The organism is Haladaptatus sp. SPP-AMP-3 (genome assembly GCF_049568665.1).
Classification (GTDB): Archaea; Halobacteriota; Halobacteria; order Halobacteriales; family Haladaptataceae; genus Haladaptatus; species Haladaptatus paucihalophilus.
Genome location: NZ_CP145897.1, coordinates 917,325 through 942,237, shown reverse-complemented (window position 1 = coordinate 942,237; position 24,913 = coordinate 917,325). Strand labels below are relative to the sequence as shown.

Sequence of the window (24,913 nt, the reverse complement as noted above, 5' to 3'; positions counted from 1 at the left end):
GAATGATTACCATTGATGAGACAAGCTACAGACACATGATATCTAAACACCGCGGGGAGGGGAAGACGTGAGTATCGTTTCACAACTAGCGACGATCTTACTAAACGGGCTTCAGCAGGGGGCCATTTACGTGTTGGTCGCCATCGGACTGTCGATAATTCTCGGCACGCTGAAGTTCGTCAACTTCGCTCACGGGGCGTTGTACCTTATCGGGACGTATCTCGGACTCCTCATCACGCTCAACATCACCATCTCCGACGGGAAGTTGGCCGAGTGGGGGTACGGACAGGTGGGCCTCGATTTGGGATTCCTTCCGGCGCTCGTTATCGTCCCGATAATCGTTTTCGGAGTCGGCCTCCTGATGGAACGGTTCATCGCAAGACCGTTCTACGACCGCCCCGACACCGACCAAATCCTGCTTACCTTCGGCCTCGCCATCGTCGTCCAAGAGGCGTTCAAAATCCTGTTCGGCGGTCAGAGCTACAACTTCGCTCGCCCCGCCCAGACTAGTTTGGGTCCCATCGAACTCCAGTTGAGCGGCCCGATCGACCTACCGCTGGTGGGAACCATCGGAATCTGGCGTCTCTACGTCATCGCCATCACCGCCGTACTGGTCGCGCTCGTGTACTTGCTCATCGAGTACACCGACTTCGGCCTCGTCGTCCGTGCGGGCACCCGTGACGCCGAGATGGTTCGCCTCCTCGGCGTGAAAATCACCCGTCCATATCTCATGGTGTTCGGGGTCGGCGCGGCGCTCGCGGGCATCGCTGGCGTCGTCGGCGGGACGCTCTACGCGGTGAATCCGAACATCGGGATGGAGGTGCTCGTCCCGTCCTTCCTCGTCGTGGTCATCGGCGGCGTGGGAAGCATTCGAGGCGCGGTCGTCGGTGGAATTCTCATCGGACTCACCCTTTCGTCGTTGGTTGCAGTCGCACCGCAGTGGTCGCAGGTCGGCATCTACGTGCTCGCCGCCATCATCCTGTTGGCGCGACCACAGGGCTTGCTCGGTAGCGAGGAGGTTGTACCATGAACGACGAAACGTCCGAGCGGACGACCGAAGACGGCCCCTCGCTGATCGAATCGGACGTCGTTTCGACGTGGGATCGGTTCGGCAGCGAACGCTCCATCGTCGTCCTCACCGTGCTCGCCGTCGCCGTTTTCCCGTGGCTGTTCGTCCGTGCGCCGGTCATCAGCGGCCTCTTTCGGGGCTATCAGTCGCTGGCGTCGCTCATCCTCATCTGGGGAATCTTCGCGCTCGGGTTCAACCTGCTCCTCGGATACACGGGGCTGCTATCGTTCGGTCACGCCGCCTTCTGGGGTGGTGCGGCCTACGCCGCCGGGATCTTCAGCGCCAGCGTGAACGGCAGTCCGATCCTCATGGTGGTGGTCGGAACCCTGTTCGCCGTGTTGTTGGCGTGGATTCTCGGTTTCATTTCGCTTCGTCGCGGTGGCATCTACTTTTCGATTCTGACGCTGGCGTTCGGTCAGATGGCCTACTATCTCGCGCTCTCGCCGCTTCAAGGATTGACGAACGGCGAGAACGGCTTTACCGATGTAGATGTGGGGAATCTCTTCGGATTCCTCGATGCGTTCTCGGCGTTCGAGTCGATTCCACTCGGTACGCCGGTCCCGCTGCTCGGCGACTGGCTCTACGTGTTCGTCGGAGCTATCACCGTCCTCTGTGTCGCCGCCGTCGTTCGAATCCTCCATTCGCCGTACGGACTCGTGTTCAAGGCGATTCGGGAGAACGAGCAACGCGCATCGTTCGTCGGATTGAACGTCTGGCGCTACAAGCTGATGGCGTTCATCCTCTCGGGCGCGTTCGCCGGTGTCGCCGGGAGCCTCTTCGTCGTTCACGGCTCGTACGTTCCCGTCGAGTCGTTAAAGTGGACGACGAGCGGTGAAATCGTCGTCATGACCGTCCTCGGCGGCGTCGGGTCGATGGTCGGCCCGATGCTCGGTGCCGGGCTTTATCTCTACGTGGAGAACGTCGTAAGCGGCAATCCCGCAATTCAGCCGTACTGGCACCTCATCCTCGGGCTCATCTTCGTCGCCGTTATCGCTCTCTTCCCCGAGGGAATCTGGGGTATCGTAGGGCGGGTTCGCGAGATAATCTCGGCACCGCCAACCGACGCCGAACGGGAGGGTGATAACTGATGGCGCTCTTGGATACCGACGGGCTCACCAAGGAGTTCGGAGGCCTCGTGGCCGTCGATGACGTTGACCTCGAGATTCACGAAAACGAAAGTGTCAGCGTCATCGGCCCGAACGGAGCGGGAAAGTCCACGCTCATCAACCTCATCACACGGATGCTCGACCCGACAGCGGGCGATATTCGATTCAAAGGCGAGTCGATAACGGGCCTCGAACCCCACGACGTCGTTCAGTCCGGAATCAGTAAATCGTTCCAGACAGCGTCCATCTTTCCCGACCTGACCGTCGAGGAAAACGCCCGTATCGCCGCGCTCGCCGCCGAACACGGGTCGTTCAGGTTCAACTTCCTTCGTCATCAGCGACGGTATTCCGAGGTGGACACGTTAACCCGACGGACGCTGGATTCGGTCGGGTTACACGGTCAGCGAGAGGTCCCCGCCGCCGACCTACCGTACGGGGATAAACGCCGCCTCGAAATCGGCATCGCGCTGGCGAGCGAACCCGACCTGCTGTTGATGGACGAACCCACGGCCGGGATGTCTCCGGAGGAGACACACGCCACCGTGGACCTCATCGAGCGCGTCAAGGAGGAACTCGGCCTCACCATCCTACTGGTCGAACACGACATGGAAATCGTGTTTAACGTCTCCGATCGCATCGTCGTACTGAATCGTGGCCGTGTCATCACGGAAGGGACACCCGACGAAGTTCAGGGCCACCCGGAGGTTCAGGAGGCGTATCTCGGAGGTGTCGAGCTATGAGTCTGCTCGATCTCGAAGACGTGAACGCCTACTACGGAGAAAGCCACATCTTGCGGGATGTGACCATGCGAGTCGAGGAAGGCGAGGTGTGTGCGCTCCTCGGGCGTAACGGCGCGGGCAAGACGACGACGCTCCGAAGTATCGCCGGCGCACGTCCGCCGGACGTGCGCGGCGGGTCGGTTCGATTCAGGAACGAGGACATCACCACGATGGAACCGGAGGACATCTCCACGCGAGGCATCTCGCTCGTTCCCGAGGAACGTCGCGTCTTCCCCAACCTCTCCGTCGAGGAGAACCTCCATCTTGCGGAGGTCGTTCACAACAAGTCGAACACGGTCGGACGGTCGATACCACAGGTCGAACATGTCGGCATGACGACGGAGGACGTGTACGACGAGTTTGAGCGCCTACGGGAGCGGAAAACCCAGAAAGCCGGAACGCTGTCCGGCGGCGAACAGCAGATGCTCGCCATCGCGAGGGCGCTGAAACAGAACACCGATCTGTTGATGTTGGACGAACCGTACGAGGGGTTGGCGCCGCAGATAATCGCCAACGTGGAAGACGCCATTCGACGCATCAGCGAGACCGGAACAACCATCCTGCTGGTCGAACAAAACGCGGCGGCCGCTATCAAACTCGCCGACCGATGCTACGTCGTAGACCAAGGGAAGATCGTTTTCGACGGAACCGCGGACGAGCTCCGCGGCGACGACAAAACGAGGGAGCGATACCTTGGTGTCTGAAACCAGTAGTCCGGATGCGCTGTTCGACGTCCTCATCGATGAGGGCGTAGTTATCGAGAACGGCACCGTCGCGCTCACGGACGAGTTTGAGCACCGCTGGTCGATATATTACGACACCTACGCGAGCATCACGCCCGAGGCGTTCGAGGAGAGTATCGCCGAGACGTTCCACATCTCACGTGACGAGGCTCTCAATAGCGGCGTAACTCGTGCCGAATTCAGCTACTACCTCGCGCTCCGTGCCCATTTGGACGGGGAGTACACGGAAGCGGAACTGGGACTGATGTCCGAGATGGTCGCCGAAATCGGCCCGTCGTCGCCGGTTCCCGACGGCGTGAACCACCTCACCGACGAGACGTATCGTGACTTCCTGGCAACGCATCCCGCCTGCATCGTCTCGGTCTGGAAACGAGACTGCGAACCGTGCGAGGCCGTCGCCGCCAAACTACCCGAACTTCGGGCAGGAATCCCCGACGACGTAGCGTTCGCCGGTATCGACGGAGACGACGTTGTGGCGTTCCGACGCGAATTTGAGGTGACGGAGGCCCCATCGTTCCTCTGCTTCCGGGACGGTGAGTACCGGGAGACGGTGACGGGAGCCATCGGAACCGACGCGTTGGTGGAGTCGCTTCGGGAAGTGTACGACTGAGAGGTCACTGTTCCGAATGCCGGTCGTCTACGACGCATCCGCTCAACCGTTCAGCTGTTTTCGTAACGGGTCGCCCTCGCCGTCTACTGCTGTCCCTCGCCTGCGACGAGAACGGGACGCTTCGCGGTCAGGATGACCGATTGAGCGACGCTGCCGAACAGGGCTTTTCCTGCTGGTGAGCGTTTGCGCCCGCCGACGCAGATGCAATCGACGTCACGCTCTTCGGCGACATCGAGGATGGTGTCCGCTGGGTTCCCGCTCTCCTCGGCGATATCCGTCTCGATTCCAGCGGTTTCGAGGGCATCCTTCGCTCGTCGGACGCCCGTTATCTGTGGTGCGGAGGCACCACTCGGATTGTCGGTAAAGGAATGGAGAAGCGTGACCCGTACTTCGGCCTTCGCTTCGGAGAGGTCGATGATAGCATTCGCCTGTGCCGCCGCGCGCGATTCGGTCTCGTCCACCGCGAGTAGGACGTGATACATGGTAACAAGTCAAAGGCAGCCGTCTTATCCCTTGGGGTGCGCCTCATCGTATCGCTCGGAGACGAACACGACCAGCGAGAGCAAGATGCCGAGAAACAGGCCGATGGTCACCATTCCGAAGATAGCGAGGTCAACCGGCGTCGGCTGTAACTGGATGATGCCGAACAGTTTGACGGGGCGCATGTCCTCCGGACCGAACGCTCCGAGGAGGACGCCCACAAATCCCGCGAACGACACGATAAGGACGTACAGACCGACCACGAGCGAGCGACCGCGAAGTCGAGATGGCACGAGAAACCCTTTCGACAGGGCAAGGATTAGCCTTTTCATCCACAGGCGCTAAGTCCGAGTATGTCCGAAAAAGAACTGCTCCTGCTCGTCCTCTCCGGCATCGTCGTTCTGATGTTCGTAATGGGTATCGTGCTCGCGTCGACGTAGCTAATTCGTTTTCTACGACCGAAAAAAGTCGACCGACCGCCGTCAGAAGTCTACTCGTCAGAGGGTTCTTCGCCGCCGTCGGTGAGAGCGGTTTCCTGCTTCTTTGCGAACCAGTCCCACTCCTTCGAGAGCATTCCGTCCTCGCCGAGGTTCCACGGGTCGGCGGGGGCCGGTGGGCCTTCGAGCCACGATTGGGCGATGTTCCAGACGAAGATGAACTGGCCGATGCCGAGGATGAACGCGCCCGCCGTGGCGACCTGGTGCCACGTCGTGAACTGCGGCAGGTAGGTCGCGTACCGGCGGGGCATGCCGCCGTAACCGAGGAACAGCATGGCGAAGAACGTCACGTTCGTTCCGATCATCGTCAGCCAGAAGTGTGCGTGTGCGAGCGACTTCTGGTACATCTTACCGGTGTAAATCGGGAACCAGTAGTAGAAGCCTGCGAAGGCTCCCACGGCGATGGCACCCATCACCATGTAGTGGAAGTGACCGACGACGTAGTAGGTGTCGTGGAGCACGAGGTCGAGCGGAATCGACCCGAGGAAGACGCCCGTCACGCCCCCGATGATGAAGTTGGAGACGAAGCCGATACAGAACAGCATCGGCGCGGTTAGCCGGAGCCGACCGTTCCACATCGTCGTGATCCAGTTGAACGTCTTGACTGCGCTCGGTATCGCGATGGCCATCGTCACCGCCATGAAGCTCGCACGAATGCGCGGGTCGATACCCGTTGCGAACATGTGGTGTGCCCACACACCGAACGAGAGGACGCCGATGGCGAGCGTCGAGTAGACGACGAACTTGAACCCGAACAGTTTCCGCCCCGCGAACTTCGGCAGGATGAGACTGACGAGTCCCATCGGCGGCAGGATGAGGATGTACACCTCCGGGTGCCCGAAGAACCAGAACAGGTGTTGCCACATGACCGGTCCGCCACCGTTCGCCGCGAAGAACGTGGTTCCGAAGTTGCGGTCGAGCAGGAGCATGATGAGCGCGCTCCCGAGGAGCGGGAACGCGAACAGGATGAGACCCGACTGCGTGAGGATGGTCCACGAGAAGATGTCGAGGTCCGGCCATCCGACGTCCTCACCACGCTCGCTGAAGATGGTCGCGATGAAGTTGATGGCACCCATGGTGGCGCTGACACCGGAGAGGTGCAGGCCGAGCAGCATCATGTCCGTCGCCGGACTGACCTGTGCCTGACAGCTCGCGCCCGCCGCTGCGGCGGACGGGCCACAGGACGAGAGCGGCGTGTACATCGTCCAGCTCGTCTGTGCCGGTTCGATACCGGCGAACATGAAGAGCGGGAAGCCGATCCAGATGAGGATTGCCGCGGGCGGTAGCAGCCAGAAGGCGATGGCGTTGATGCGCGGGAACGCCATGTCGTCCGCCCCGATGAGGAGCGGGATGAAGTAGTTCGAGAACGCCGCCAGGACGGGCGTCCCGAACAGGAACAGCATCGTGATGCCGTGCGTCGTCAGCAGGCTGTTGTACAGGTTCGCGTTGAATAGGTCCGCGTTCGGTGTCAACAGTTCCGTCCGCATGAGGAGCACCGCGATGCCACCCCACGCGAAGGAGATGAGGCCGAAGGTCCCGTACAGGATGCCGATGTCCTTGTGGTCTACCGTCGTAAACCAACGAATGATTCCGGCAGGCTTCTCGTTATGCGCCTGCCCGGTCGATTCTGCGTACCCGTAGCCCCCGCTGCTGAGAGGTGTATAAGACCGCCAGTCCTCGATCCGTGCGAGGAACGAAGCGACCGCCAGCAAAAACACTCCCATGACTACGGTGAGAGCTATCTGCCCAGTAGCTGCCATAGAGGAGCGTGTGAACTACAAGGTAAAGAAAGGTTAGGTTCCGCCCGTGGCCTCGATTTTCAGTGCCGCGACATACGTTAACAGGGCGAGGAGCGCGAACGGGACGATGACGAGGCCCAAGCTGACGACACCGACGAGGGTGCTACCGCCCCACGCGCTGAATCCGACGAAGAGTATCAGGAAGAACGCCAGAATCCCGAGCGGGATTATGTTGACGGTGAGGTCGAGGAGTGTTTCTTTGTCGAAGACACTTTCTGCCATGATACCTGAACGTAGCGAACACGAGGTAAAATAGGTTAGTGGTTCGCGTCCGGCCGTCGGCCCGTCTCAGATGGGTTCCGGTTGCCAGAGCGACCCCGCGATGCCCCCGATGAGGAGGACGCCCGCGCCGATGAGAATCGCCGTCCCACGAAGCTGGACGGACCCCTGCGTCGTCTGCCAGATGACGCCACCGATGACGAACGACACGACGGATGCGGCGACGAGCGCCTTCCACGGGTCGCTGATGTACTCCGACTCGCGGAGAATACCGACGATGCTACCGACGAACATCAACATGCCACCGACGGCGATGGGAAAGAGGAAGTTCGCCATCACGATACCGGTCTCGAACAGCGCGAGACCGAACGCGACGAACAGCGGCCACGGACTGGATTTTCGGTACTGGTCGGAAAGTCCCGGTTGCTCGTCCATGCACGTGGGTTCGAGCTTCAGTGCTTTCACGGTTGCGTCTTTATCGTCACCGGTTCCCTCATCGTCAGCGGCTCAGTCCCCGCCCACGGCATCGACGTGTTCGCCCGGTGCGGGTTCGGTGCTGTAGAGGACCGCGAAGACGGCCGACGAGACGATGATGAATCCCGCCGCCGCCCAGAACGCGACGAAGACGCTCGTCGCGTCCCAAATCGCGCCGATGAACACGGGACCGCCGACCTGTCCGACCTTCCACGCGATGGAGCGAAGCGAGAGGCTGGAGCCGACCGCCTCGAACTGCTCCCCCTCCTCGACGAACAGCGCCATGCTCGCGGGGAGTCGCAGGCTGTCGCCGACACCGAGCACGGCGTAGGCCGCGAAGAGGACGAAAAACGCACCCGGAAGCGCCATCTCGGCGCCGAACGCGGAGACGGTCATCCCCGGGATGTAGTCCTCTGCCAGTCCCGCGAACGGGATGAGTGCCGTCCCGAGCGCGTACACGAGCGCGCCCGCGAGAATGAACTTGTACTTCTCTCCGACGCGGTCGGTCCAGTCGCCGACCTTGCCCTGCGTGAGCGACTTCGTTAGTTTTCCGCCCGCCATGATGCCGCCGACGACGAAGGGGTTGATGTCGAACTGCGTGTAGGCGTAGATGGGGAGGAAGGTGATGACGGCCATCTTCCCGACGCTGAACGAGAGGCGGAAGAACACGAGCGCCTTGATGGCCGACCGCCCGAGGAGGGTTTCGAACGTTTCCCGACTGCTCGCATCCTCCGGGTCCGTCCGCCCGCCGGGGTTATCCCGGAGGAAGAAGAACACGGCGAGAAACGCGCCGATGGTGATGAGGCTCAAGGCGGCGTAGGTGGTTTCGAAGCCGTACAGGTACAACAGCAGTCCGCCGAAGATATCGCCGAACAGGCTGGAGAACGCGCCGACCTGATTGTACGTCCCGATCCAGAGCCCGCGGGACCCGTCGTCGCTAATCTCGCCGACGACGGTCGTTCCGGTCAGCCAGAGGATGCTCGCGGCGGTGCCCTGCAGCACGCGCATCAGGATGACGTGTTCGACCGACTCGACGAAGCTGAAACCGACGAAGACGAGGACGTTGAGGAACAGTCCGAAGAGCAGGATGCGTTTGGAGTCGCGGATGTCGATGTACCGCCCGAGCGGGAGCACGATGAGGAGTTGTACCACCGCGAACGCGGTTCCGAACAACCCTTCGACGGTGCTCGTCGTGTGGAACATGTCGGCGTACAGCGCCAGCGCGATGAGGATGGTCGAATACGCCTGACTCCGGGCGAACGCGGTGCCCGCCAATGCGATGAACTCGCGGTTTCGAAACAGGCGGAGCGACCCGCCACTCGTCTCTCCCGGCACAGTTACGAATCGAAATGGTGAGCGAAGTATAAGAATCTCCGCCTTGGTTCGGTGAATTGCCGAAAGAGTAGACGACGATTACTCTTCGAGCGCGTCCGCGATGCGCTGGAGCTGTCGCGTGGCGTCCCGAACTTCGTCCCGAAGTTGCCGCACCTCACGAACGAGGTCCTCGTCGCCGCGCTCGCTTTCGCGACTGCCGCCCATACCGCCCATGCCACCGGGACCGCCGCCGCCCATCATGCCGCCCATCATCTGTGCGAACGGGTTACCGCCCATGCCACCGGGACCGCCGCCGCCCATCGCCTCCTTCAGGCGCTCGTCTCGGTCTTCATCGCCCTCTTCCGCGCGTTTCTCTCGGATTTCCTCGACGCGCTCTTGGAACGTCTTTTCCTCCTCGTCTCCGTTGTCGTTGGCTTCGTCGTCTGCCATACCCTCCCGTTCTGTCGCACGCCCGAAAAGGGTTGTGTCCCGTGGAAGCGTCCGTTGGCGAGGCGTGGTCCCGCGGTCGTTCGGCGAGCAGACACGGTGTTCGCGTCGAACGAGTGCTTATCCCGGTGAAGCCGTCATTACCGTCGGGTCGTGGTCGGCGAAAGGTTCACATCCCGTCGCGTGACGGCGAGCAACCGAGGAGAACTCCGACCATCACCGAACTGTGTTCCCGTTACACCGGGTGAACGATGGAAACGGTTGGCAGGGTTGAGATTCGTTCGTCACGATACGGGAAGCGGGTTCGATGTCTCGGGGAACAGTCGGTTCGGTACTCGCCAGCCTGCCCGAGCGTCGCAACCGGTACGTCCTCTACTCGCTCGCCTGCCACGCCGATACCGCGCCGGTCGAACTGGAAGTCCTCGTCAGGGACGTCGCGGCGTGGGAACGGAACGAAACCACCGCGTCAGTCTCCGACGACGCGTTCGAGACCGTCCTCGAAGACTTATCACAGACGCGACTGCCGACGCTCTCATACCGTGGCTTGGTCGAGTTCGACCCGCTGAGCGGGTTGGTCGGCCGCCCCTCGTATTCCACACTCGCAAACGTCCTCCTCGATTGGCTCGCCCGCATCGAACTCGCGTCCCGTTTCTGAACCCTTAAACGCGAGCAAGGACTTACGACGCATATGACCGAGGAGGAGGCCGCCCAAACGGTAGACGAAGAGCCAGCCGACGAGGAATCCCCGGCCGACGGAGACGCGACAGGGGACGAGATGCCGGACGAGGACGTTCTCGGACCGGAGACCACGAGCCTCGTAGCGCGCGTCGCCGTCGAGGACGAGAGCCTCGCCGCCGACGTGGAAGACCGCCTCGTCGAACTCGAATCGGAGCGCCGGGAACTCGAAGAGGAAGCAGACGACCTCGAAGCGCGCCTGCGGCGCAACCGCGCGGACTTCAAGAACTACAAGAAGCGCGCGAAAAAGCGCCAGAAACAGCTCGAAAAGCGCGCGACCGAGGACCTCATCGAACGACTCATCGACGTCCGGGACAACCTCCGCCGGGCGGTCGAAGACGAACACGAGGACGTCGAAAGCTTGCTCGAGGGCGTGGAACTCACCCTGCGCGAACTCGACCGCGTGTTCGAGGACGAGAACGTCTCGCAAATCCACCCGGAGTCCGGCGAGGAAGTGGACCCGCAACGCCACGAGGTGATGCTTCGCGTCGAGAGCGACCACCCGCAAGACACCATCGCCGACGTGTACCAACCCGGCTATGAGATGGCCGATAAGGTTCTGCAAGCCGCGCAAGTCACCGTCAGCGACGGCAGCGGAGACGACGAGTAACGACCCGTCCTCACCGATTTTCCCGCTATCGACCGCGATTCGAATACCAACTGCGATTCGAATATTCGAATAACGGAACGGCGAGCGCGAGCGCCGGGCGCGGGGACGACGGGGAGCCGAACAACTCGACGGACCGTGCACGGCAGATAGTATATCGGTTCAATATAAAGCCCCCGAAGCGGAGAAACGATGAAAAAAGAAATCGCTAGGCGGCAGTGGGGTGGGGTTCGACGCACCCTCGTGACATCTAGTAACCTTTAACCGGCGCAAACGGGTAGGTTGCCCCAACAATGACGAGCAACAAGATACTGGGAATCGACCTCGGTACCACGAACAGCGCGTTCGCGGTCATGGAGGGTGGCGACCCGGAAATCATCGTCAACGGCGAGGGCGACCGGACCACGCCGTCCATCGTCGCGTTCTCCGACGACGGTGAGCGTCTGGTCGGGAAACCGGCGAAGAACCAGGCGGTTCAGAACCCGGAGAAGACGATACAGTCCATCAAGCGGCACATGGGCGACGACGATTACACCGTCGAAATCGAGGACGAAGAGTACACGCCGGAGCAGATTTCGGCGATGATTCTCCAGAAAATCAAGCGCGACGCCGAGGAGTACCTCGGCGACGACATCGCCAAGGCGGTCATCACCGTTCCCGCGTACTTCAATGACAAGCAGCGACAGGCGACGAAGGACGCCGGTGAAATCGCTGGCTTCGACGTGGAACGCATCGTCAACGAACCGACGGCGGCGTCGATGGCGTACGGACTGGACGACGACACGGACCAGACCGTCCTCGTCTACGACCTCGGTGGCGGGACCTTCGACGTTTCCATCCTCGACCTCGGCGGCGGCGTCTACGAAGTGGTCGCCACGAACGGGGACAACGACCTCGGTGGCGACGACTGGGACCACGCCATCATCGACTACCTCGCCGACGACTTCGAGTCGAACCACGGCATCGACCTCCGCGACGACCGACAGGCGCTCCAGCGCCTGAAGGACGCGGCTGAAGAGGCGAAGATCGAACTGTCGAGCCGCAAGGAAACGGACATCAACCTTCCGTTCATCACGGCGACCGACAACGGCCCGGTCCACCTCGAAAACAGCCTGACCCGCGCCAAGTTCGAGTCGCTGACGAGCGACCTCATCGACCGCACGGTCGAACCGACCGAGCAGGCGCTGTCGGACGCGGGCTACGAGAAGAGCGACATCGACGAGGTTATCCTCGTCGGCGGGTCCACCCGCATGCCGCAGGTCGCCGAGAAGGTCGAGGAACTCACCGGACAGGAGCCGAAGAAGAACGTCAACCCCGACGAGGCAGTCGCGCTCGGCGCGGCGATTCAGGGCGGCGTCCTCTCCGGCGACGTGGACGACATCGTGTTGCTCGACGTGACGCCGCTCTCCCTCGGTATCGAGGTGAAGGGCGGCCTGTTCGAGCGCCTCATCGACAAGAACACGACAATCCCGACCGAGGAGTCGAAGGTGTTCACCACGGCGGCGGCCAACCAGACTTCGGTGCAGGTGCGCGTCTTCCAAGGTGAGCGCGAAATCGCGAACCAGAACGAACTGCTCGGCGAGTTCCACCTCGCGGGCATTCCGCCCGCGCCCGCCGGAACCCCGCAGATAGAGGTGTCGTTCAACATCGACGAGAACGGCATCGTCAACGTCTCCGCCGAGGACCACGGCTCCGGCAACAGCGAGGAGATCACCATCGAAGGCGGTGCCGGTCTCTCGGACGAGGAGATAGAGCAGATGCAGGAAGAGGCGGAACAGCACGCCGAGGAGGACAAGGAGCGTCGCGAACTCATCGAGGCGCGCAACGCCGCCGAAGGCGCCGTTCAGCGCGCCGAGACGCTCCTCGAAGAGAACGAGGAGAACATCGACGACGGCCTCGAATCGGACATCCGCGACGAAATCGACGTCGTTCAGGAGACGCTCGAAGACGACGACGCGTCGAAGGAGGACCTCGAAGACGCGACCGAGAGCCTGAGCAAGTCGCTGCAGGAGATCGGCAAGCAGATGTACCAGCAACAGGAGCAAGCCCAGCAGGCCGGTGCCGCAGGCCCCGGTGGAATGGGCGGCGGCATGGGCGGCGGCCCGAACCCCGGCGCGGGCGCCGGTGCCGAAGACGGTGCTGACGACGCCGACGAGTACGTCGACGCCGACTTCGAGGATGTGGACGACGACGAAGCCGAAGACTGAGGGTAGCGCATCGAATCCCCGGACGCTCGTCGTTTTCGGGCGCGCCGACCGGTAGACGGACGATTCAAATACCATCCTACATTAGAAACGATAACTGATGAGCGAGGACTTCTACGACGTACTCGGTGTAAGTCGAGACGCCGACGAGGACGAAATCAAGAAGGCGTATCGAAAGAAAGCCGCCGAGTATCACCCGGACGTGAGCGACGAACCGGACGCCGAGGAGAAGTTCAAGAAGGTGAAAAAGGCGAAGGAAGTGCTCTCGGACGACGAGAAGCGGCAGGCCTACGACCAGATGGGTCACGACCGCTTCGAGCAGGCCGAGAAACGCGGCGGCTTCGACGGCGGCCGCGGCGGTGCTGGCGGTGCCGGTCGCGGCAACCCGTTCGGCGGCGGCGGCGGTGGCGGCGGCATGGGCGGCATGGGCGACATCTTCAACGAGTTCTTCGGGGGTGGCGGCGGCCGTCGCAACCCGAACCGCCCGCGCCAGGGGTCGAACCTCCGGACCGGCATGGAAATCGACCTCGAAGAGGCCTACGAGGGCGTGACGAAGCAGATTACGGTCCGCCGTCCCGAGCGTTGTGACGCCTGTGACGGGGAGGGCCACCCGCCGGGAGCGGACGTGAACACCTGCCCCGAGTGTAACGGACAGGGACAGGTCACGCAGGTCCAGCAGACGCCGTTCGGGCGCGTCCAACAGTCACAGACCTGTCCGCGCTGTAACGGCGACGGGCAACAATATTCGGAGACGTGTGACCAGTGCGGCGGCGACGGCATCGTCCAGCGCGAGGCGACGCTGAAGGTGGACGTCCCGGCGGGCATCGCCGACGGCCAGACGCTCCAGATGGAGCGCGAGGGCGCGCCGGGCGAGAACGGCGGGCCGAACGGCGACCTGCTCATCGAGGTGTCGGTGCGCGAGCACCCCGACTACGAGCGCGACGGGTCCGACCTGTTCTATCGGACGGCGCTCTCGTTCCCGCAGGTCGTGTTCGGCGACAAAATCGAGGTGCCGACGCTCGACGGCTCGGTCGAGATGGACGTGCCGGAGGGGACCCAAAGCGGCGAGACGTTCCGTCTCCGCGGCAAGGGAATGCCGCACCTCCGGCGGCGGGGTAACGGCGACCTCTTCGTCAAGGTGCAGGTCGTCACGCCAGATTCGCTGAACGCCGAACAGCGCGAGGCGCTGAAGGAGTTCGCGGAGGCGGGCGGCGAAGAGGTCACCGTCGAGAAGGGCTTTTTCGAGCGCATCAAGAGCAGTTTCTGAGCGGCTAGCCGAACAAGCTAAGCCGTTTTGGGATAATATATAGATACTCACACTCACTCGAATGACTGGTCCGAAACTCCCCCGTCGGCGGTTCGTACAGGTGCTCCTCGGAACGACGGCGTTCGTCGGCCTCGCGCGCGGGCAGGCCGCGACGTTCGAACTCGGTGGACAGCTATCCGGATGGTTGGGCCAATCGCCGCCCCCCATCGAGGGCGAGACGAATCCGACGCTTCAGATGGAGGCCGGAAAGGAGTACGTCATCGCGTGGGAGAACTTGGACGGCCACTCGCACAACATCGCCATCGGGGACGGGAAAGGAAACGTCCTCGAACGGACGGAGGTCGTGGACACGAGAGGGGAGAATCAGACCCTCGAATTCACGGCGACCCCGAAGATGAAGACGTACTTCTCGGAATTCGACTCCGAGACGATGCGCGGCAAACTCGAAATCGTCCAGCCGACGACGACCCGGACCGCGAACAACACGACCGCTGGGAATCGAACCACGACGGCGACGACGACCACGGGAACGACGACGACATCTCCTTCGTCAACATCGACCACAACCACCGAGACGACGGAAACGGCGACGAACTCGTCCGAGGGGACGACCACCTCCACGACCGACGGCGGGGATTTGCCCGGATTCGGCTGGCTGGCCGCGCTCGGAAGCATCGCCGGTCTCGGCTACCTGCTCCGGCGCAGCGAGTGACGCGCACACAGCGAGCGGAGCGAGTCGTGTGCAGTCGGCCGGTGACACAACTATCAGAGGTCAGCCAGTGACACAACCGCCAGTCGCTAGCTCAACCACGGAAAGACCCGCGGTCTTTCGAGCCATCACAATCGCCGCGCGATTGTGAGACACCGGAAAATCGGATATTTTCCGGGCCGACGACTGAATGGGGCCGACCGACTCGCGGTACAAGTCGGTCGGAGAAACGAAGGAGGAGTGTCTTCGTGAGCGGAGCGAACGAAGGTCAGGAAGTCGCAGCCTGCGGAGCGAAGCAAGCAGGAACGTCTTGTGTTGCTTTTGATTAACCTTTTACGGGGAATGCGAGGGGAGCGAAGCTCTTTCGTTCCTTCACGGGCATTTCCCGTGAAGGAGATCGCCAGCGCCCGGCCGAATCGGCCGGGCGCTGGCTTTCGATGTCGTAAAAGCTTCCGTTACATCGGCAGGAAGAGCAGTCCGACGCTGATGATGAGACCGCTTCCGAGCAGGACGAGCACGCAGTAGCCCATGATGTCGCGGACGGAAAGGCCGCTGATGGCGAGGAGCGGAATCGCCCAGAATGGTTGTATCATGTTCGTCCACGCGTCGCCCCACGCGGCGGCCATGGCGACGCGGGGGACGCTCGTCCCACCGGCGTGAGCCGCCTTCACGAGGGTTTCGCCGACGACGGCCCACTCGCCGCCGCCGCTGGGGACGAAGACGTTAACGATGCCCGCCGTGAGGAACGCGACGACGGGGAGCGTGCCGTCGGGCGAGAGGTGGACCATGCCCTGTGCGATTTGCGTTGCGAGGCTGGTCGACCCTTCCGGCGCGTAGCCCATGATGCCCATGATGCCCGCGTAGAAGGGGAACTGAAGGATGATACCCCAGACGTTCTCCACCCCTTCCTTCATCGCGCCGATGTACGCCGCAGGGGTGCCGTGGAGGGTGATGCCGAGGAAGAGGAAGGTGAAGTTGACGATGTTCAGGTTGAGGTTGTTCCACGGCATCGTCCCGTCGGCGATTCCGCGGCCGAAGTACCCGACGACGGCCAGCAACCCGGAGAGGCCGATGGCGTAGGAGACGAACGAGGAGTGTTCGATTCGCTCCGCGACGGTCAGGTCGTCGTTCGTCGCCGACGGCGCGACGACGGCTTCCGTGCCGCCGTCGGTCGCGGTGTCGAGCTGGGCGGGGTCGATTGGGTGTTTCTTCGCCTCGCTCTCGGGGTACATCAGCAGGAACAGGAGCGGGAGGAAGATGAAACCGATGACGACGAAGATAGCGACGTTGGCGACCGTGAAGATGGTCTGCCCGGTCGAAATGGTCGAGTTCAGCACGCCGCTGGCGAGCAGGAAGTTATCGTCGCCCGTCGAGTTGAGCACCAGCGGAATCGACCCGGCGAGACCGCCGTGCCAAACGATGAATCCGGAGTACGCTCCGGCGACGATGATGGGGAAGTCGATGGTGCGAATCTCCTCCGCGATTTTCCGCGCGAATATGGCACCGACCACGAGGCCGAGGCCCCAGTGGACGAACGACGCGACGGCGGCGACGACCGGAACCAACGCGGCCGCGCTCCGTTCGCTCGACGGAATCGACGCCATACGCGAAAGAAAGTCATCGACGACGGACGACTGTGCGAGGGCGTACCCCGTCATCAGGATGAGCGTCATCTGCATCGCAAAGGAGAGAAGCCCCCAAAAGCCGCCGTACCAGCCATCGACGAGGATGTTTTCCGCGTGCGTCACCGTTCCGCCCCGCGGGGCGACGAACGCGAGTGCCAACCCGTACGCCACGAACGAGAGGAGTATCGCGAACAGAAACGCGTCCGGGAGATACCGTTCTACGAGTCGTGAACTGCCTTCGGCCATCCGCCTGATCACGTTTGCCATGATTGCGTGTGTGCATCCCTAGCAAACGATTATAAACGTTCGTCAGACGCGTCAGTGGTGAACCGTCGGCCGCGGGTCGTCCGATTCGTCGACGAGGAGATAGTAGACGACGGCGTGCCACGCAGAGAGAACGCGGCGGAGGGACGAATAGACGACCAGGAGTCCGACGAAGGAGAGGGTGAGTTTCACCCAAAACATCGACGGCAACAGTTCGCTTCCGGCCCACACGAAGGCGGTTCCGATGCCGAGAATGACGGCGATGGAGAGCGTGGTGATGAAGACGGCGTGGGCGACGAGTCGTCGAGCGTGCGTTCGAAGTTTTGACCAGAACAAGTCGAGCACGACCCTCGTCGCTGACGCGTCTTCAGAGCGGAACGAATCGAGTGGTGACAACATGATACACGACATATGTTTTGAGAATATACCTTCCGACCATTCGAATCGGGGGGCTTTTGCACACCCCCGGACGAGAATCGACATGGACACTCTGGGTGACCTCGTTGCCCGCGAACGGCGGAGCGACGACTCGGCGCTTTCCGTCCCGAACTCACGAGGATACGATTACCACCGACTGTGTACGACGGCGTGGAAGTCGGGGAACTTCTTTCGACATCTCGGCGTTCGAGAGGGCGTGACCGTCGGAATCGACGCATCGCCTGCCGCACAGCCCATCCTCGGGTTCTTCGGCGCGGTCCTACTCGGGGCGAGCGTTCGGTTCGACCCACCGACGGAGTTCGACGCGCGGGTGCTCCTCGCGCCAGCGGAATCGGTCGCGGACTACGAACTCCCGCCGGGCGGACAGTACGTCGCCTACGGCGACCCCGCCCCGGACCCGACGGTCTCGCACTTCGAAACCGACGTGTGGAGCGAGAATCCGGTGTTCCCGGAGACGCCGCTCCCGCCCGGAACGCTCGCGCTCTCGGGCGAGCGCGATGCCACCCACGCCGACCTCCTCGATGCGGGGAACGCCGTCGCATCGGATTGGAGCCTCGAATCGGGTGATTCGGTCGCGGTTCGTGCGCCGCTCGCTGACCCGCGGACGGTTGCCGCCGGTATCGTCGCGCCGCTCCTCGTCAGCGGCGAAATCCTCCGCGACGCCGACCGGACCGCCGATTTCGCCGTCGCGGATGCCGCCGCACCCGAGTCGTCGGTTCTCACACCGGACGAAGTATCCCTGTAGCAACCGGACATCGGTCGGTTTCTCTTCGACGACCGCAACCACACCGGTTACCTGTCCCGATCACAAACGGGAAGTCATGACCGACGAGTTTTCGCCCATCGGTTTGGGAACGATGGGAATCGACGACCCCGAACGAATCGCCGCCGCCATCGAGATGGGGTATCGCCACCTCGACACCGCACAGATATACGACAACGAGGAAGCGGTCGGCGAGGCCATCGACCGCGCGGACGTTCCGCGCTCGGAGCTTTTCGTCGCCACGAAGGTCTGGGCGGACAGTCTCGCACCCGACGACGTGCTCGAAACGACGGCGGAGAGCCTCGACGAACTCGGCTTGGATACCGTCGACCTCCTCTACGTCCACCGACCGATAGAGGACTACAACCCCGAGGAGACGCTTCCGGCCTTCGACGAACTCCGGGACGACGGGCGAATCCGGCACGTCGGGGTGAGCAACTTCTCCCCCGAGGAAATCGCCGTCGCGCGCGAGGTGCTCGACGCGCCGATATTCGCCCATCAGGTCGAGATGCACCCCCTCTACGACCAGTCCGAACTCCTCGCGGACGCGCATCGTCACGACACCCACCTCGTCGCCTACGCGCCGATCGCTCACGGCGAGGTGTTCGACCTCCCCGTCCTGAACGACCTCGCGGAGGTTCACGACGCGACGGAAGCACAAATCGCGCTCGCGTGGCTCGTCGAGAAGGGGGCGATACCGATTCCTCGTTCGGCGAGCGACGGGCATCTGCGCGAGAACCTCGCGGCCGCGGACATCCGACTCGACGCGGCGGCAGTCGCGCGAATCGACGCCATCGACCGCGAGGAGAAGCTGTTCGAATAGGGGAAGGAGTAATCGGACGTTTCGTCGCGGAACGGGATTCGAATCGGAGGGTACCGTCCTGAACGCGACCGTTAGACGACTGTACGAGAACGCTTTTCTCGATAGTCGGAATCGAATTCGGTAGCCAATGCCCGTCCGCCCGCACGACCTCGAGTTAGTCGTTAGCCTCGGAATACTGCTCCTCAGCGCGGGGTTAGGGACGTTGACCTTCCTGACGTGGCGACGCGAACGCGAGCGACGGTTGGCTATCGTCACCGTTGCGTACGTGCTGTTCGCCCTCCGAGGGCTCGCGGTCGTCCTCGAAGAGACGTTCTTGATGTCGGTACGGCCGGAGCTCATCGACCACCTCTCGTCGTTGTTCGTCCTGCTGGGTCTCCTGTTGTTCTTCGTGGCAATCGCACGGGACTGAACATGGACGAGCCCGAACTCGAATCACGGCGCGTCATCTTCGGCGAAATCCGAGAGACGCCGGGGATTCACTTCCGCGAACTGCTCCGGCGACACGAGTACGCGCAGGGGACGATTCAGTACCACCTCCGATGGCTCGAAGACGAGGGACTCGTCGAGTCGTCGGACGACGGTAACTTTACCCGCTACTACCCGGCCCACTCGTTCGAGGCGGCGGACAAATCGACGATGAACGCGCTTCGCCGGACGTACTCGCGTCGAATTATCGCCCTTCTCGCGTCGGAGGAGCGACTCAGTACCGCGGCCCTGAGCGAACGCGTCGGCAAGTCGCGCTCGACCGTCTCGTGGCACCTCTCACGACTCCACGAGGAGGAAATCGTCGAAAAGGAACGCGACGGGCGCACCGTGCTGTACTCGCTTCGGGACCCGGAGCAGGTGATGCGCCTCTATGCGACCTATCAAGCGAGTTTCCGCGACCGCCTCCTCGACAAAGTGCTCGACCTGTGGGACGTCTACTGAGTCGGATGGGCCGCGCGGATTCCGTCGAGCAGTTTCGAGACGAGCGCGACGCCCACGAAGCCGACCGAGGCGACGACGAGTTGCCCGAGCAGTCCCGTCATGTCGCTCCCGATAGCGACCGCGTGGACGGTCGCAAACGCGAACCCGCCGTAGGCGAGGGCGTGAATCGCTTTCGGGTGCTCGAACCGGCGCGGTTCGAGAAACCCCAGTACGGCCACGATGACCAACACGACGGTGACGCCGCCGACGCCGACGCCCGCGATGAACAGGGAGAACGGATAGTTCGGCGCGGGGGCGATTCCGTCCACCACCAGCCACGCGTCGATGGTCCCGACGACGGCGTGCAGAGCCATCATGCCGACCGCGAAGACGGCCAGTTCGATGTGCGTCCGTAGCGATAGCCGGTGTATCGCGCCGAACCGCCGCTCCGTGAAGAACACGCCCGTCAACACGGTGAGCCAGAGCGCCGGATAGAGCACCAGCGCCGACGCGCGGTCGAGGTACCAGAGCGCGAGGGCGACGGCTTGGTTCATGAGGCGCGCGTCGTCGTCACGACGGTCTGACAGCCGTTCTGACACGTCCCGGCGGCGTTCGTGTTGCCGCCGCCATTGCCGCCACCGTACTCCCCCTCGTCGTCTTCGCCGTACTCGTGGCGCTCACCGGACTCGTCCTCGTGACGCTCGGAGACCGTCCCGCCGCCGTCGGGCGGTTGATACTGCTGTGGATTGGTCGCTTGCGGCGAATGGTCGTTGCCCGTCCCTTGGTATGCCGTCCGGTAGGCCATGACTCCGGTCACACAGATGAGCGCGAGGACGACGACGGTCAGCGCGAGCAGCGTTCGGCGGCGTTTACCGGACGTGTTCATCGAATCCCTCCGTTTCGTGGAAGACGCCCTGATGGACGACCAACGCCTCCGCCCCGCCCCAGTCCTCGGCGAGTCGAATCGCGTCCTCGGGTCGGAGCGCGGCGAGCGTGGTGGCGAGCGCGTCGGCTTCCGTGCAGTCCCGACGCGCGACGACCGTCACGAGGTCGTTGTGCGACCGGGTGCGTTCCTCCCTCGGGTTGTAGATGTGCTCTCTCCCGTCGCGGTTGCGGCGGTAGCCGCCGGACGTGGCGACGTTCCACGGCGTCGAGAGCACGCGGAGATTCGTCTCGGTACCGTACGGACTTTCGATGCCGACCGGACCGGTCGGCCGTGCGATGTCGCCGCCGCCGTCGACGAATCCCCGGCGGCCCAGCCCCGAGAGTTCGGCGTGCGCCCGATCCACGATGTAGCCCTTGGCGAGACCGTTGCAGTCAAGCGGTCCGTCGGTCGTCACGGTGTCGCCATCGATTCCGACCGACGACGGGTCGAACGTCTCGGAGACGGTTGAACTGTCGCCGCGAATGTACGCCTTCAGTTCGTGTTCGATGGTTCCGTGATGGATGTCGAAGACGCCGTTAGTCCGTTCGTAGTACTCCAGTCCGCGGCGAACGATTCGTGCGACGTGGGCGTTCGTGACGCGTCCCGACCGATTCAGGCGGGCGATCTGACTCGATTCGTCGAACGCGTCGAGTTGCCGTTCCAAGCGGAGCGCGGTGTCCTTCGCCCGCTCGCATGCCAGCTCCGCTCGGACGCCATCCGCGCGTATTCGAAAAGTCGTGTCACAACAGTCGAACGACGTGGTGGCTTCGCCGACCGTCGCGTACAGTCGGTGTTCCGGTGTCCAATCCCCCAGTCGGGAACGTATCCGAGGGCGATGCATACAACCGAGTTCAAAGGGCGACTCAATAGAGATTCGCGTCCATCTATCGAATGTTCGTCCAATCGTCGAATCGAACGGTCTTCCGTCGAATCGGCGGACCTCAGTTCGCTTCGTCCAGTTTTTCGAGCGAATCGGGGTTCTCGATGCTCGACATGTCGCCCAAATCCTCGCCCGTGTAGGCCGCCTCGATGGCCCGGCGAATTATCTTCCCCGACTGGGTTTTCGGGAACTCGTCCACGAAGAGGATTTCGCGCGGACGGAACGGCTTTCCGAGTTCCTCGCCGACCTGTTCGCGGAGGTCCGCGCGAAGGTCGTCTCCCGCATCCGCGTCGGGTTCGAGGATGACGTAGGTGACGACGGCCTGTCCGGTCGTGTCGTCAGGGACGCCGACCGCGGCGGCCTGGTTCACCGCGTCGTGGTCCATCAGCGCGCCTTCCACTTCGGCGGGACCGACCTTCCGCCCGGCGACGTTGATGGCGTCGTCGGAGCGGCCGTGGAGGAACCAGAATCCGTCCTCGTCTTTCTGCGCCCAATCGCCGTGGTTCCACATGTCGTCGAACGTGGACCAGTAGGTGTTCAGATAGCGTTCGTCGCCCGACCAGAGCGATTTCGTCATCGACGGACAGGAGTCGCGGGCGACGAGGTAGCCGCGTTCGTGCGTGTCGGCGATGGACTCGCCGTCGGCGTTCACGATGTCGATGTCCATGCCCAGCCCCGGCCCGCCGAGCGTGCAAGGCTTGAGCGACTGTATCGGCATCGGCATGAGGAAGCAGCCACAGATTTCGGTACCTCCCGAGATGTTGATGATCGGTGCCTCGCTTCCGCCGACGTTTTCGTAGAACCAGCGCCACGATTCGGGGTCCCACGGTTCGCCGGTCGACCCGAGCAGGCGAAGCGAGGAGAGGTCGTGGTCGGCCAGCCACTCATCACCGTACTGGCGGAGCGCCCGAATCGCGGTCGGTGAGATGCCGAAGACGGTTAGACCGTGGTGGTCTATCATCTCCCAGAAGCGGTCGGGGTCGGGATAGTCCGGCGCGCCTTCGTACATGAAGACCGTGCCGCCGAACGCGTGGTTGCCGATGAGCGTCCACGGCCCCATCATCCACCCGATGTCGGACACCCAGAAGAACCGGTCTGAATCCTTGTGGTCGAAGCCGAAGTAAATCTCCTTCGCACACTGCAGCAACTGCCCCGCGTGCGTGTGGACGATGCCCTTCGGTTTGCCCGTCGTTCCCGAGGAGTAGAGGAGCATGGACTCGGCGCTCGCGTCCAGTTCCTTCGTCTCGTACTCGTCGTCCTGTTTGAGGACGGCCTCGTCCCATCTCTCGTCCCGTTCGTCGTCCCACGGAATGCCGTCGTTCCCGAGTCGGTCGTAGACGATGGTGTGTTCGACGTGGCCCGCCTCCTCGATGGCCTCGTCGGCCGTGTCCTTCAGGACGACCTCGCTGCCGCGGCGGTAAAATCCGTCGCCGGTGAACAACACGGAGCACTCCGAATCCTCGATGCGGGTCGCGGTGGCGTCGGTACCGAACCCGGAGAAGATGGGGACGGCTATCGCTCCGACCTTGAGGATGCCGTAGAGTATCGAGATGACTTCGGGAACCATCGGCATGTACAGGCCCACCGTATCGCCCGTCTCGATGCCGCGCTCTTCGAGCGCGTTGGCGACCATGTTCGCCTCCCGGTATAGCTCGTGGTACGTGATTTCGCGCACGTCACCCGGTTCGCCCTCCCAGATGCAGGCGACGCGGTTCCGTTCCGGGCTATCGACCTGTGCGTACCGGTCGAGGGTGTTGTGGGCGATGTTGATCTTCCCGCCCGGGTACCAGTCCGAGAACTGCGGCCCCTCGCTGTCGTCCCGAACGGCATCGTAGTCCTCGTAAAAGTCGATGTCGAGGTAGTCGACCATCTCGTCCCAGAACCAGTCCACTTCGGAGCACGTGCGCTCGATGAGTTCCTCGTAGTCATCGATGTCGTGTTCCTGCATGAACTCCCAGACGTTCGTCGATTCCACGAACTCCCGTGACGGCTCGTGGACGATTTCGTCTACATCCGCGAGTGTATCCATGTCGTGACCTCCATGTGGCAAAGGTTGCGCACGCGCCTCAAAATAGTTTATTACATACTCAAGGCAGTTCGCTTCCCGTGAGGTCGAGTCGGGAGACGACTCCCTCGAGGTCCGCCGTCTCCTCGATTTCGTCGCGGATTCGCTCGCGCGTCCGCACGTCGCTCGAATCCGCGTCGTACGCACGCACGTACTCGGCGCGTGAGTGCTCGTCGAAGGCGTGGCGGATGGCGAAGTAGCCGTCCGGGACGACCGCCCCGCAGACTTTGCACTCCTGGCGTTCGTGCTCCGAAGTCTGGTGGACGATAGCGTCTTCGACGCTGTCGAACCGTTCACCACAGCCGTCGATGTCACATTCCCAAGCGCTCATCTTCGTGTGTTGATTCTCTAATTCCCATGATATAACTGTTTCTTGCTCGTCAGGCGAGAGCGGGTCGAACTTCCGAGAGCGCATCGATGGACGCGTCCGCCCGCGAACCGTCCGTCTCCGAAATCCACACCCCCGTGAATCCGACGGCCTGCGCCGGGAGAACGTCGCGTTCGAGGTCGTCCGCGACGAACGCGTACTCCTCGCCGGGCAACTCCCGTCGAGCCAGTTCGAAGATTTCCGCGTCGGGTTTGCTCACCCCGACTTCGCAGGAGATGATTTCGGCATCGAAGTACTCGAACAGACCGTGGCGTCGCAACTTCTCGCGCTGGACGCGTCCGACGCCGTTCGTCAGGACGCCGAGCGTGTGGTCGGTTTCGAGGTCCGTGAGCAGTTCGTGCACGCCGGAAACGAGTTCGGTCCGTTCGAGTTCCGCCTCGATTCGCGCGTCCGCGAACGTCTCACTGTCGGTCGGGAGGTCGAACTCGGCGCAGATGTCGCTCATCGCGGCCCGATACGGCTCGTCGTTACACGCCGAGAAGTAGTCGAGAAACGCCGTCACGTAGCTATCGTGAAGCCTGTCGCGGTCGGGGATACCCAGACCCTCCCGCGCCGCGACGAACATCTCCTCGAACGACGCCGTGTGGCGTACCAGCGTGCCGTCGAGGTCAAAATAACATGTTACCATCAAGTAGCGATTTCGAACGGAACGGTTTGTACTTTTGGACGGAAGTGGGGTGACGGGGTGAAGAGGCCGGACCACCCAACGAGTATCGAACACGATTATTCGTTCGATTAACCGCGTACTTTCGAAACCAGAACCCCTATCGTTCGACG

At 62.6% G+C, this 24,913-nt stretch carries 29 protein-coding genes; 14 read left to right on the top strand and 15 right to left on the bottom strand.

Annotated features, from left to right (window positions below):
- The first annotated feature begins 67 nt into the window (after positions 1 to 67).
- The 5 genes from V5735_RS05550 to V5735_RS05530 are packed head-to-tail and all read left to right on the top strand — an operon-like array spanning position 68 to position 4,307.
- Positions 68 to 1,030, top strand: coding sequence for a branched-chain amino acid ABC transporter permease (locus tag V5735_RS05550; protein ID WP_423745450.1), 963 nt, complete (start codon positions 68 to 70; stop codon positions 1,028 to 1,030).
- A complete protein-coding gene (locus V5735_RS05545) occupies positions 1,027 to 2,157 on the top strand; it encodes a branched-chain amino acid ABC transporter permease (protein WP_423745449.1) in 1,131 nt (376 codons plus the stop codon). The genes V5735_RS05550 and V5735_RS05545 overlap by 4 nt, the downstream gene beginning before the upstream one ends.
- Positions 2,157 to 2,915 carry an ABC transporter ATP-binding protein gene (locus V5735_RS05540; protein WP_423745448.1) on the top strand — a complete coding sequence of 253 codons (759 nt, stop codon included), beginning with the start codon at positions 2,157 to 2,159 and terminating at the stop codon, positions 2,913 to 2,915. Before V5735_RS05545 ends, V5735_RS05540 begins: the two co-directional genes overlap by 1 nt.
- Positions 2,912 to 3,658 carry an ABC transporter ATP-binding protein gene (locus tag V5735_RS05535; protein WP_423745447.1) on the top strand — a complete coding sequence of 249 codons (747 nt, stop codon included), beginning with the start codon at positions 2,912 to 2,914 and terminating at the stop codon, positions 3,656 to 3,658. Before V5735_RS05540 ends, V5735_RS05535 begins: the two co-directional genes overlap by 4 nt.
- Complete coding sequence (locus V5735_RS05530) at positions 3,651 to 4,307, top strand: thioredoxin family protein (RefSeq protein ID WP_423745446.1); 657 nt, start codon at positions 3,651 to 3,653, stop codon at positions 4,305 to 4,307. Before V5735_RS05535 ends, V5735_RS05530 begins: the two co-directional genes overlap by 8 nt.
- 83 nt (positions 4,308 to 4,390) lie before the next feature.
- Here the strand turns inward: V5735_RS05530 and V5735_RS05525 are convergent, their stop codons facing one another.
- The 7 genes from V5735_RS05525 to V5735_RS05495 all read right to left on the bottom strand — a co-directional run bounded on the left by V5735_RS05525 (position 4,391) and on the right by V5735_RS05495 (position 9,540).
- Complete coding sequence (locus V5735_RS05525; protein ID WP_423745445.1) at positions 4,391 to 4,789, bottom strand: universal stress protein; 399 nt, start codon at positions 4,787 to 4,789, stop codon at positions 4,391 to 4,393.
- 24 nt (positions 4,790 to 4,813) lie between these two features.
- Positions 4,814 to 5,080, bottom strand: a complete 267-nt coding sequence (locus tag V5735_RS05520) for a DUF7520 family protein (RefSeq protein WP_423745444.1) — start codon at positions 5,078 to 5,080, stop codon at positions 4,814 to 4,816.
- 197 nt (positions 5,081 to 5,277) lie between these two features.
- Complete coding sequence (locus tag V5735_RS05515; protein ID WP_423745443.1) at positions 5,278 to 7,044, bottom strand: cbb3-type cytochrome c oxidase subunit I; 1,767 nt, start codon at positions 7,042 to 7,044, stop codon at positions 5,278 to 5,280.
- 33 nt (positions 7,045 to 7,077) lie between these two features.
- Positions 7,078 to 7,305, bottom strand: a complete 228-nt coding sequence (locus tag V5735_RS05510) for a DUF6684 family protein (protein WP_423745442.1) — start codon at positions 7,303 to 7,305, stop codon at positions 7,078 to 7,080.
- Positions 7,306 to 7,371: 66 nt separating this feature from the next.
- On the bottom strand, positions 7,372 to 7,737 hold the full coding sequence (locus V5735_RS05505) for a DUF7541 family protein (RefSeq protein ID WP_007978331.1): 366 nt from the start codon (positions 7,735 to 7,737) through the stop codon (positions 7,372 to 7,374).
- 72 nt (positions 7,738 to 7,809) lie between these two features.
- Entirely contained in the window at positions 7,810 to 9,111 is a 1,302-nt protein-coding gene (locus V5735_RS05500) for an MFS transporter (protein WP_423745441.1), read from the bottom strand.
- 78 nt (positions 9,112 to 9,189) lie between these two features.
- Positions 9,190 to 9,540, bottom strand: coding sequence for a hypothetical protein (locus V5735_RS05495; protein ID WP_423745440.1), 351 nt, complete (start codon positions 9,538 to 9,540; stop codon positions 9,190 to 9,192).
- A 304-nt stretch (positions 9,541 to 9,844) separates the two neighbouring features.
- On the opposite strand from V5735_RS05495, the gene V5735_RS05490 reads away from it, so the two are divergent.
- From V5735_RS05490 to V5735_RS05470, 5 genes are all read left to right on the top strand, one after another.
- Positions 9,845 to 10,192 carry a DUF7344 domain-containing protein gene (locus V5735_RS05490; protein WP_423745439.1) on the top strand — a complete coding sequence of 116 codons (348 nt, stop codon included), beginning with the start codon at positions 9,845 to 9,847 and terminating at the stop codon, positions 10,190 to 10,192.
- A 33-nt stretch (positions 10,193 to 10,225) separates the two neighbouring features.
- Positions 10,226 to 10,882, top strand: coding sequence for a nucleotide exchange factor GrpE (locus tag V5735_RS05485; RefSeq protein ID WP_423745438.1), 657 nt, complete (start codon positions 10,226 to 10,228; stop codon positions 10,880 to 10,882).
- Positions 10,883 to 11,172: 290 nt separating this feature from the next.
- Positions 11,173 to 13,086: a molecular chaperone DnaK gene (dnaK, locus tag V5735_RS05480; RefSeq protein WP_423745437.1), complete on the top strand. Its 1,914-nt coding sequence runs from the start codon at positions 11,173 to 11,175 to the stop codon at positions 13,084 to 13,086.
- A gap of 97 nt (positions 13,087 to 13,183) precedes the next feature.
- Complete coding sequence (gene dnaJ / locus V5735_RS05475) at positions 13,184 to 14,350, top strand: molecular chaperone DnaJ (protein WP_423745436.1); 1,167 nt, start codon at positions 13,184 to 13,186, stop codon at positions 14,348 to 14,350.
- A 61-nt stretch (positions 14,351 to 14,411) separates the two neighbouring features.
- Complete coding sequence (locus tag V5735_RS05470) at positions 14,412 to 15,062, top strand: hypothetical protein (RefSeq protein ID WP_423745435.1); 651 nt, start codon at positions 14,412 to 14,414, stop codon at positions 15,060 to 15,062.
- 452 nt (positions 15,063 to 15,514) lie between these two features.
- Here V5735_RS05470 and V5735_RS05465 read toward each other — a convergent pair whose 3' ends face one another.
- Positions 15,515 to 16,951 (bottom strand): short-chain fatty acid transporter, encoded by a 1,437-nt coding sequence (locus V5735_RS05465; protein WP_423745434.1) that lies wholly within the window; start codon positions 16,949 to 16,951, stop codon positions 15,515 to 15,517.
- 51 nt (positions 16,952 to 17,002) lie between these two features.
- Complete coding sequence (locus V5735_RS05460; RefSeq protein WP_423745433.1) at positions 17,003 to 17,347, bottom strand: hypothetical protein; 345 nt, start codon at positions 17,345 to 17,347, stop codon at positions 17,003 to 17,005.
- A gap of 82 nt (positions 17,348 to 17,429) precedes the next feature.
- Here V5735_RS05460 and V5735_RS05455 point away from each other — a divergent pair, with 82 nt between their 5' ends.
- The 4 genes from V5735_RS05455 to V5735_RS05440 all read left to right on the top strand — a co-directional run bounded on the left by V5735_RS05455 (position 17,430) and on the right by V5735_RS05440 (position 19,899).
- Positions 17,430 to 18,131, top strand: a complete 702-nt coding sequence (locus V5735_RS05455) for a hypothetical protein (RefSeq protein WP_423745432.1) — start codon at positions 17,430 to 17,432, stop codon at positions 18,129 to 18,131.
- A 76-nt stretch (positions 18,132 to 18,207) separates the two neighbouring features.
- Complete coding sequence (locus V5735_RS05450) at positions 18,208 to 18,972, top strand: aldo/keto reductase (RefSeq protein ID WP_423745431.1); 765 nt, start codon at positions 18,208 to 18,210, stop codon at positions 18,970 to 18,972.
- A gap of 127 nt (positions 18,973 to 19,099) precedes the next feature.
- A complete protein-coding gene (locus V5735_RS05445) occupies positions 19,100 to 19,381 on the top strand; it encodes a hypothetical protein (protein WP_423745430.1) in 282 nt (93 codons plus the stop codon).
- A gap of 2 nt (positions 19,382 to 19,383) precedes the next feature.
- Positions 19,384 to 19,899 carry a winged helix-turn-helix transcriptional regulator gene (locus V5735_RS05440; RefSeq protein WP_423745429.1) on the top strand — a complete coding sequence of 172 codons (516 nt, stop codon included), beginning with the start codon at positions 19,384 to 19,386 and terminating at the stop codon, positions 19,897 to 19,899.
- Here V5735_RS05440 and V5735_RS05435 read toward each other — a convergent pair.
- From V5735_RS05435 to V5735_RS05410, 6 genes are all read right to left on the bottom strand, one after another.
- Positions 19,893 to 20,432 (bottom strand): hypothetical protein, encoded by a 540-nt coding sequence (locus V5735_RS05435; RefSeq protein WP_423745428.1) that lies wholly within the window; start codon positions 20,430 to 20,432, stop codon positions 19,893 to 19,895. The genes V5735_RS05440 and V5735_RS05435 overlap by 7 nt on opposite strands.
- Entirely contained in the window at positions 20,429 to 20,764 is a 336-nt protein-coding gene (locus V5735_RS05430) for a hypothetical protein (RefSeq protein ID WP_423745427.1), read from the bottom strand. The genes V5735_RS05435 and V5735_RS05430 overlap by 4 nt, the downstream gene beginning before the upstream one ends.
- Positions 20,748 to 21,644, bottom strand: coding sequence for an FAD:protein FMN transferase (locus tag V5735_RS05425; RefSeq protein ID WP_423745426.1), 897 nt, complete (start codon positions 21,642 to 21,644; stop codon positions 20,748 to 20,750). The genes V5735_RS05430 and V5735_RS05425 overlap by 17 nt, the downstream gene beginning before the upstream one ends.
- A 100-nt stretch (positions 21,645 to 21,744) precedes the next feature.
- Entirely contained in the window at positions 21,745 to 23,712 is a 1,968-nt protein-coding gene (locus V5735_RS05420; RefSeq protein ID WP_423745425.1) for an AMP-binding protein, read from the bottom strand.
- A gap of 58 nt (positions 23,713 to 23,770) precedes the next feature.
- Positions 23,771 to 24,079, bottom strand: a complete 309-nt coding sequence (locus V5735_RS05415) for a DUF7565 family protein (RefSeq protein ID WP_423745424.1) — start codon at positions 24,077 to 24,079, stop codon at positions 23,771 to 23,773.
- A gap of 49 nt (positions 24,080 to 24,128) precedes the next feature.
- Positions 24,129 to 24,764 (bottom strand): HAD family hydrolase, encoded by a 636-nt coding sequence (locus V5735_RS05410; RefSeq protein WP_423745423.1) that lies wholly within the window; start codon positions 24,762 to 24,764, stop codon positions 24,129 to 24,131.
- Positions 24,765 to 24,913: the final 149 nt, after the last annotated feature.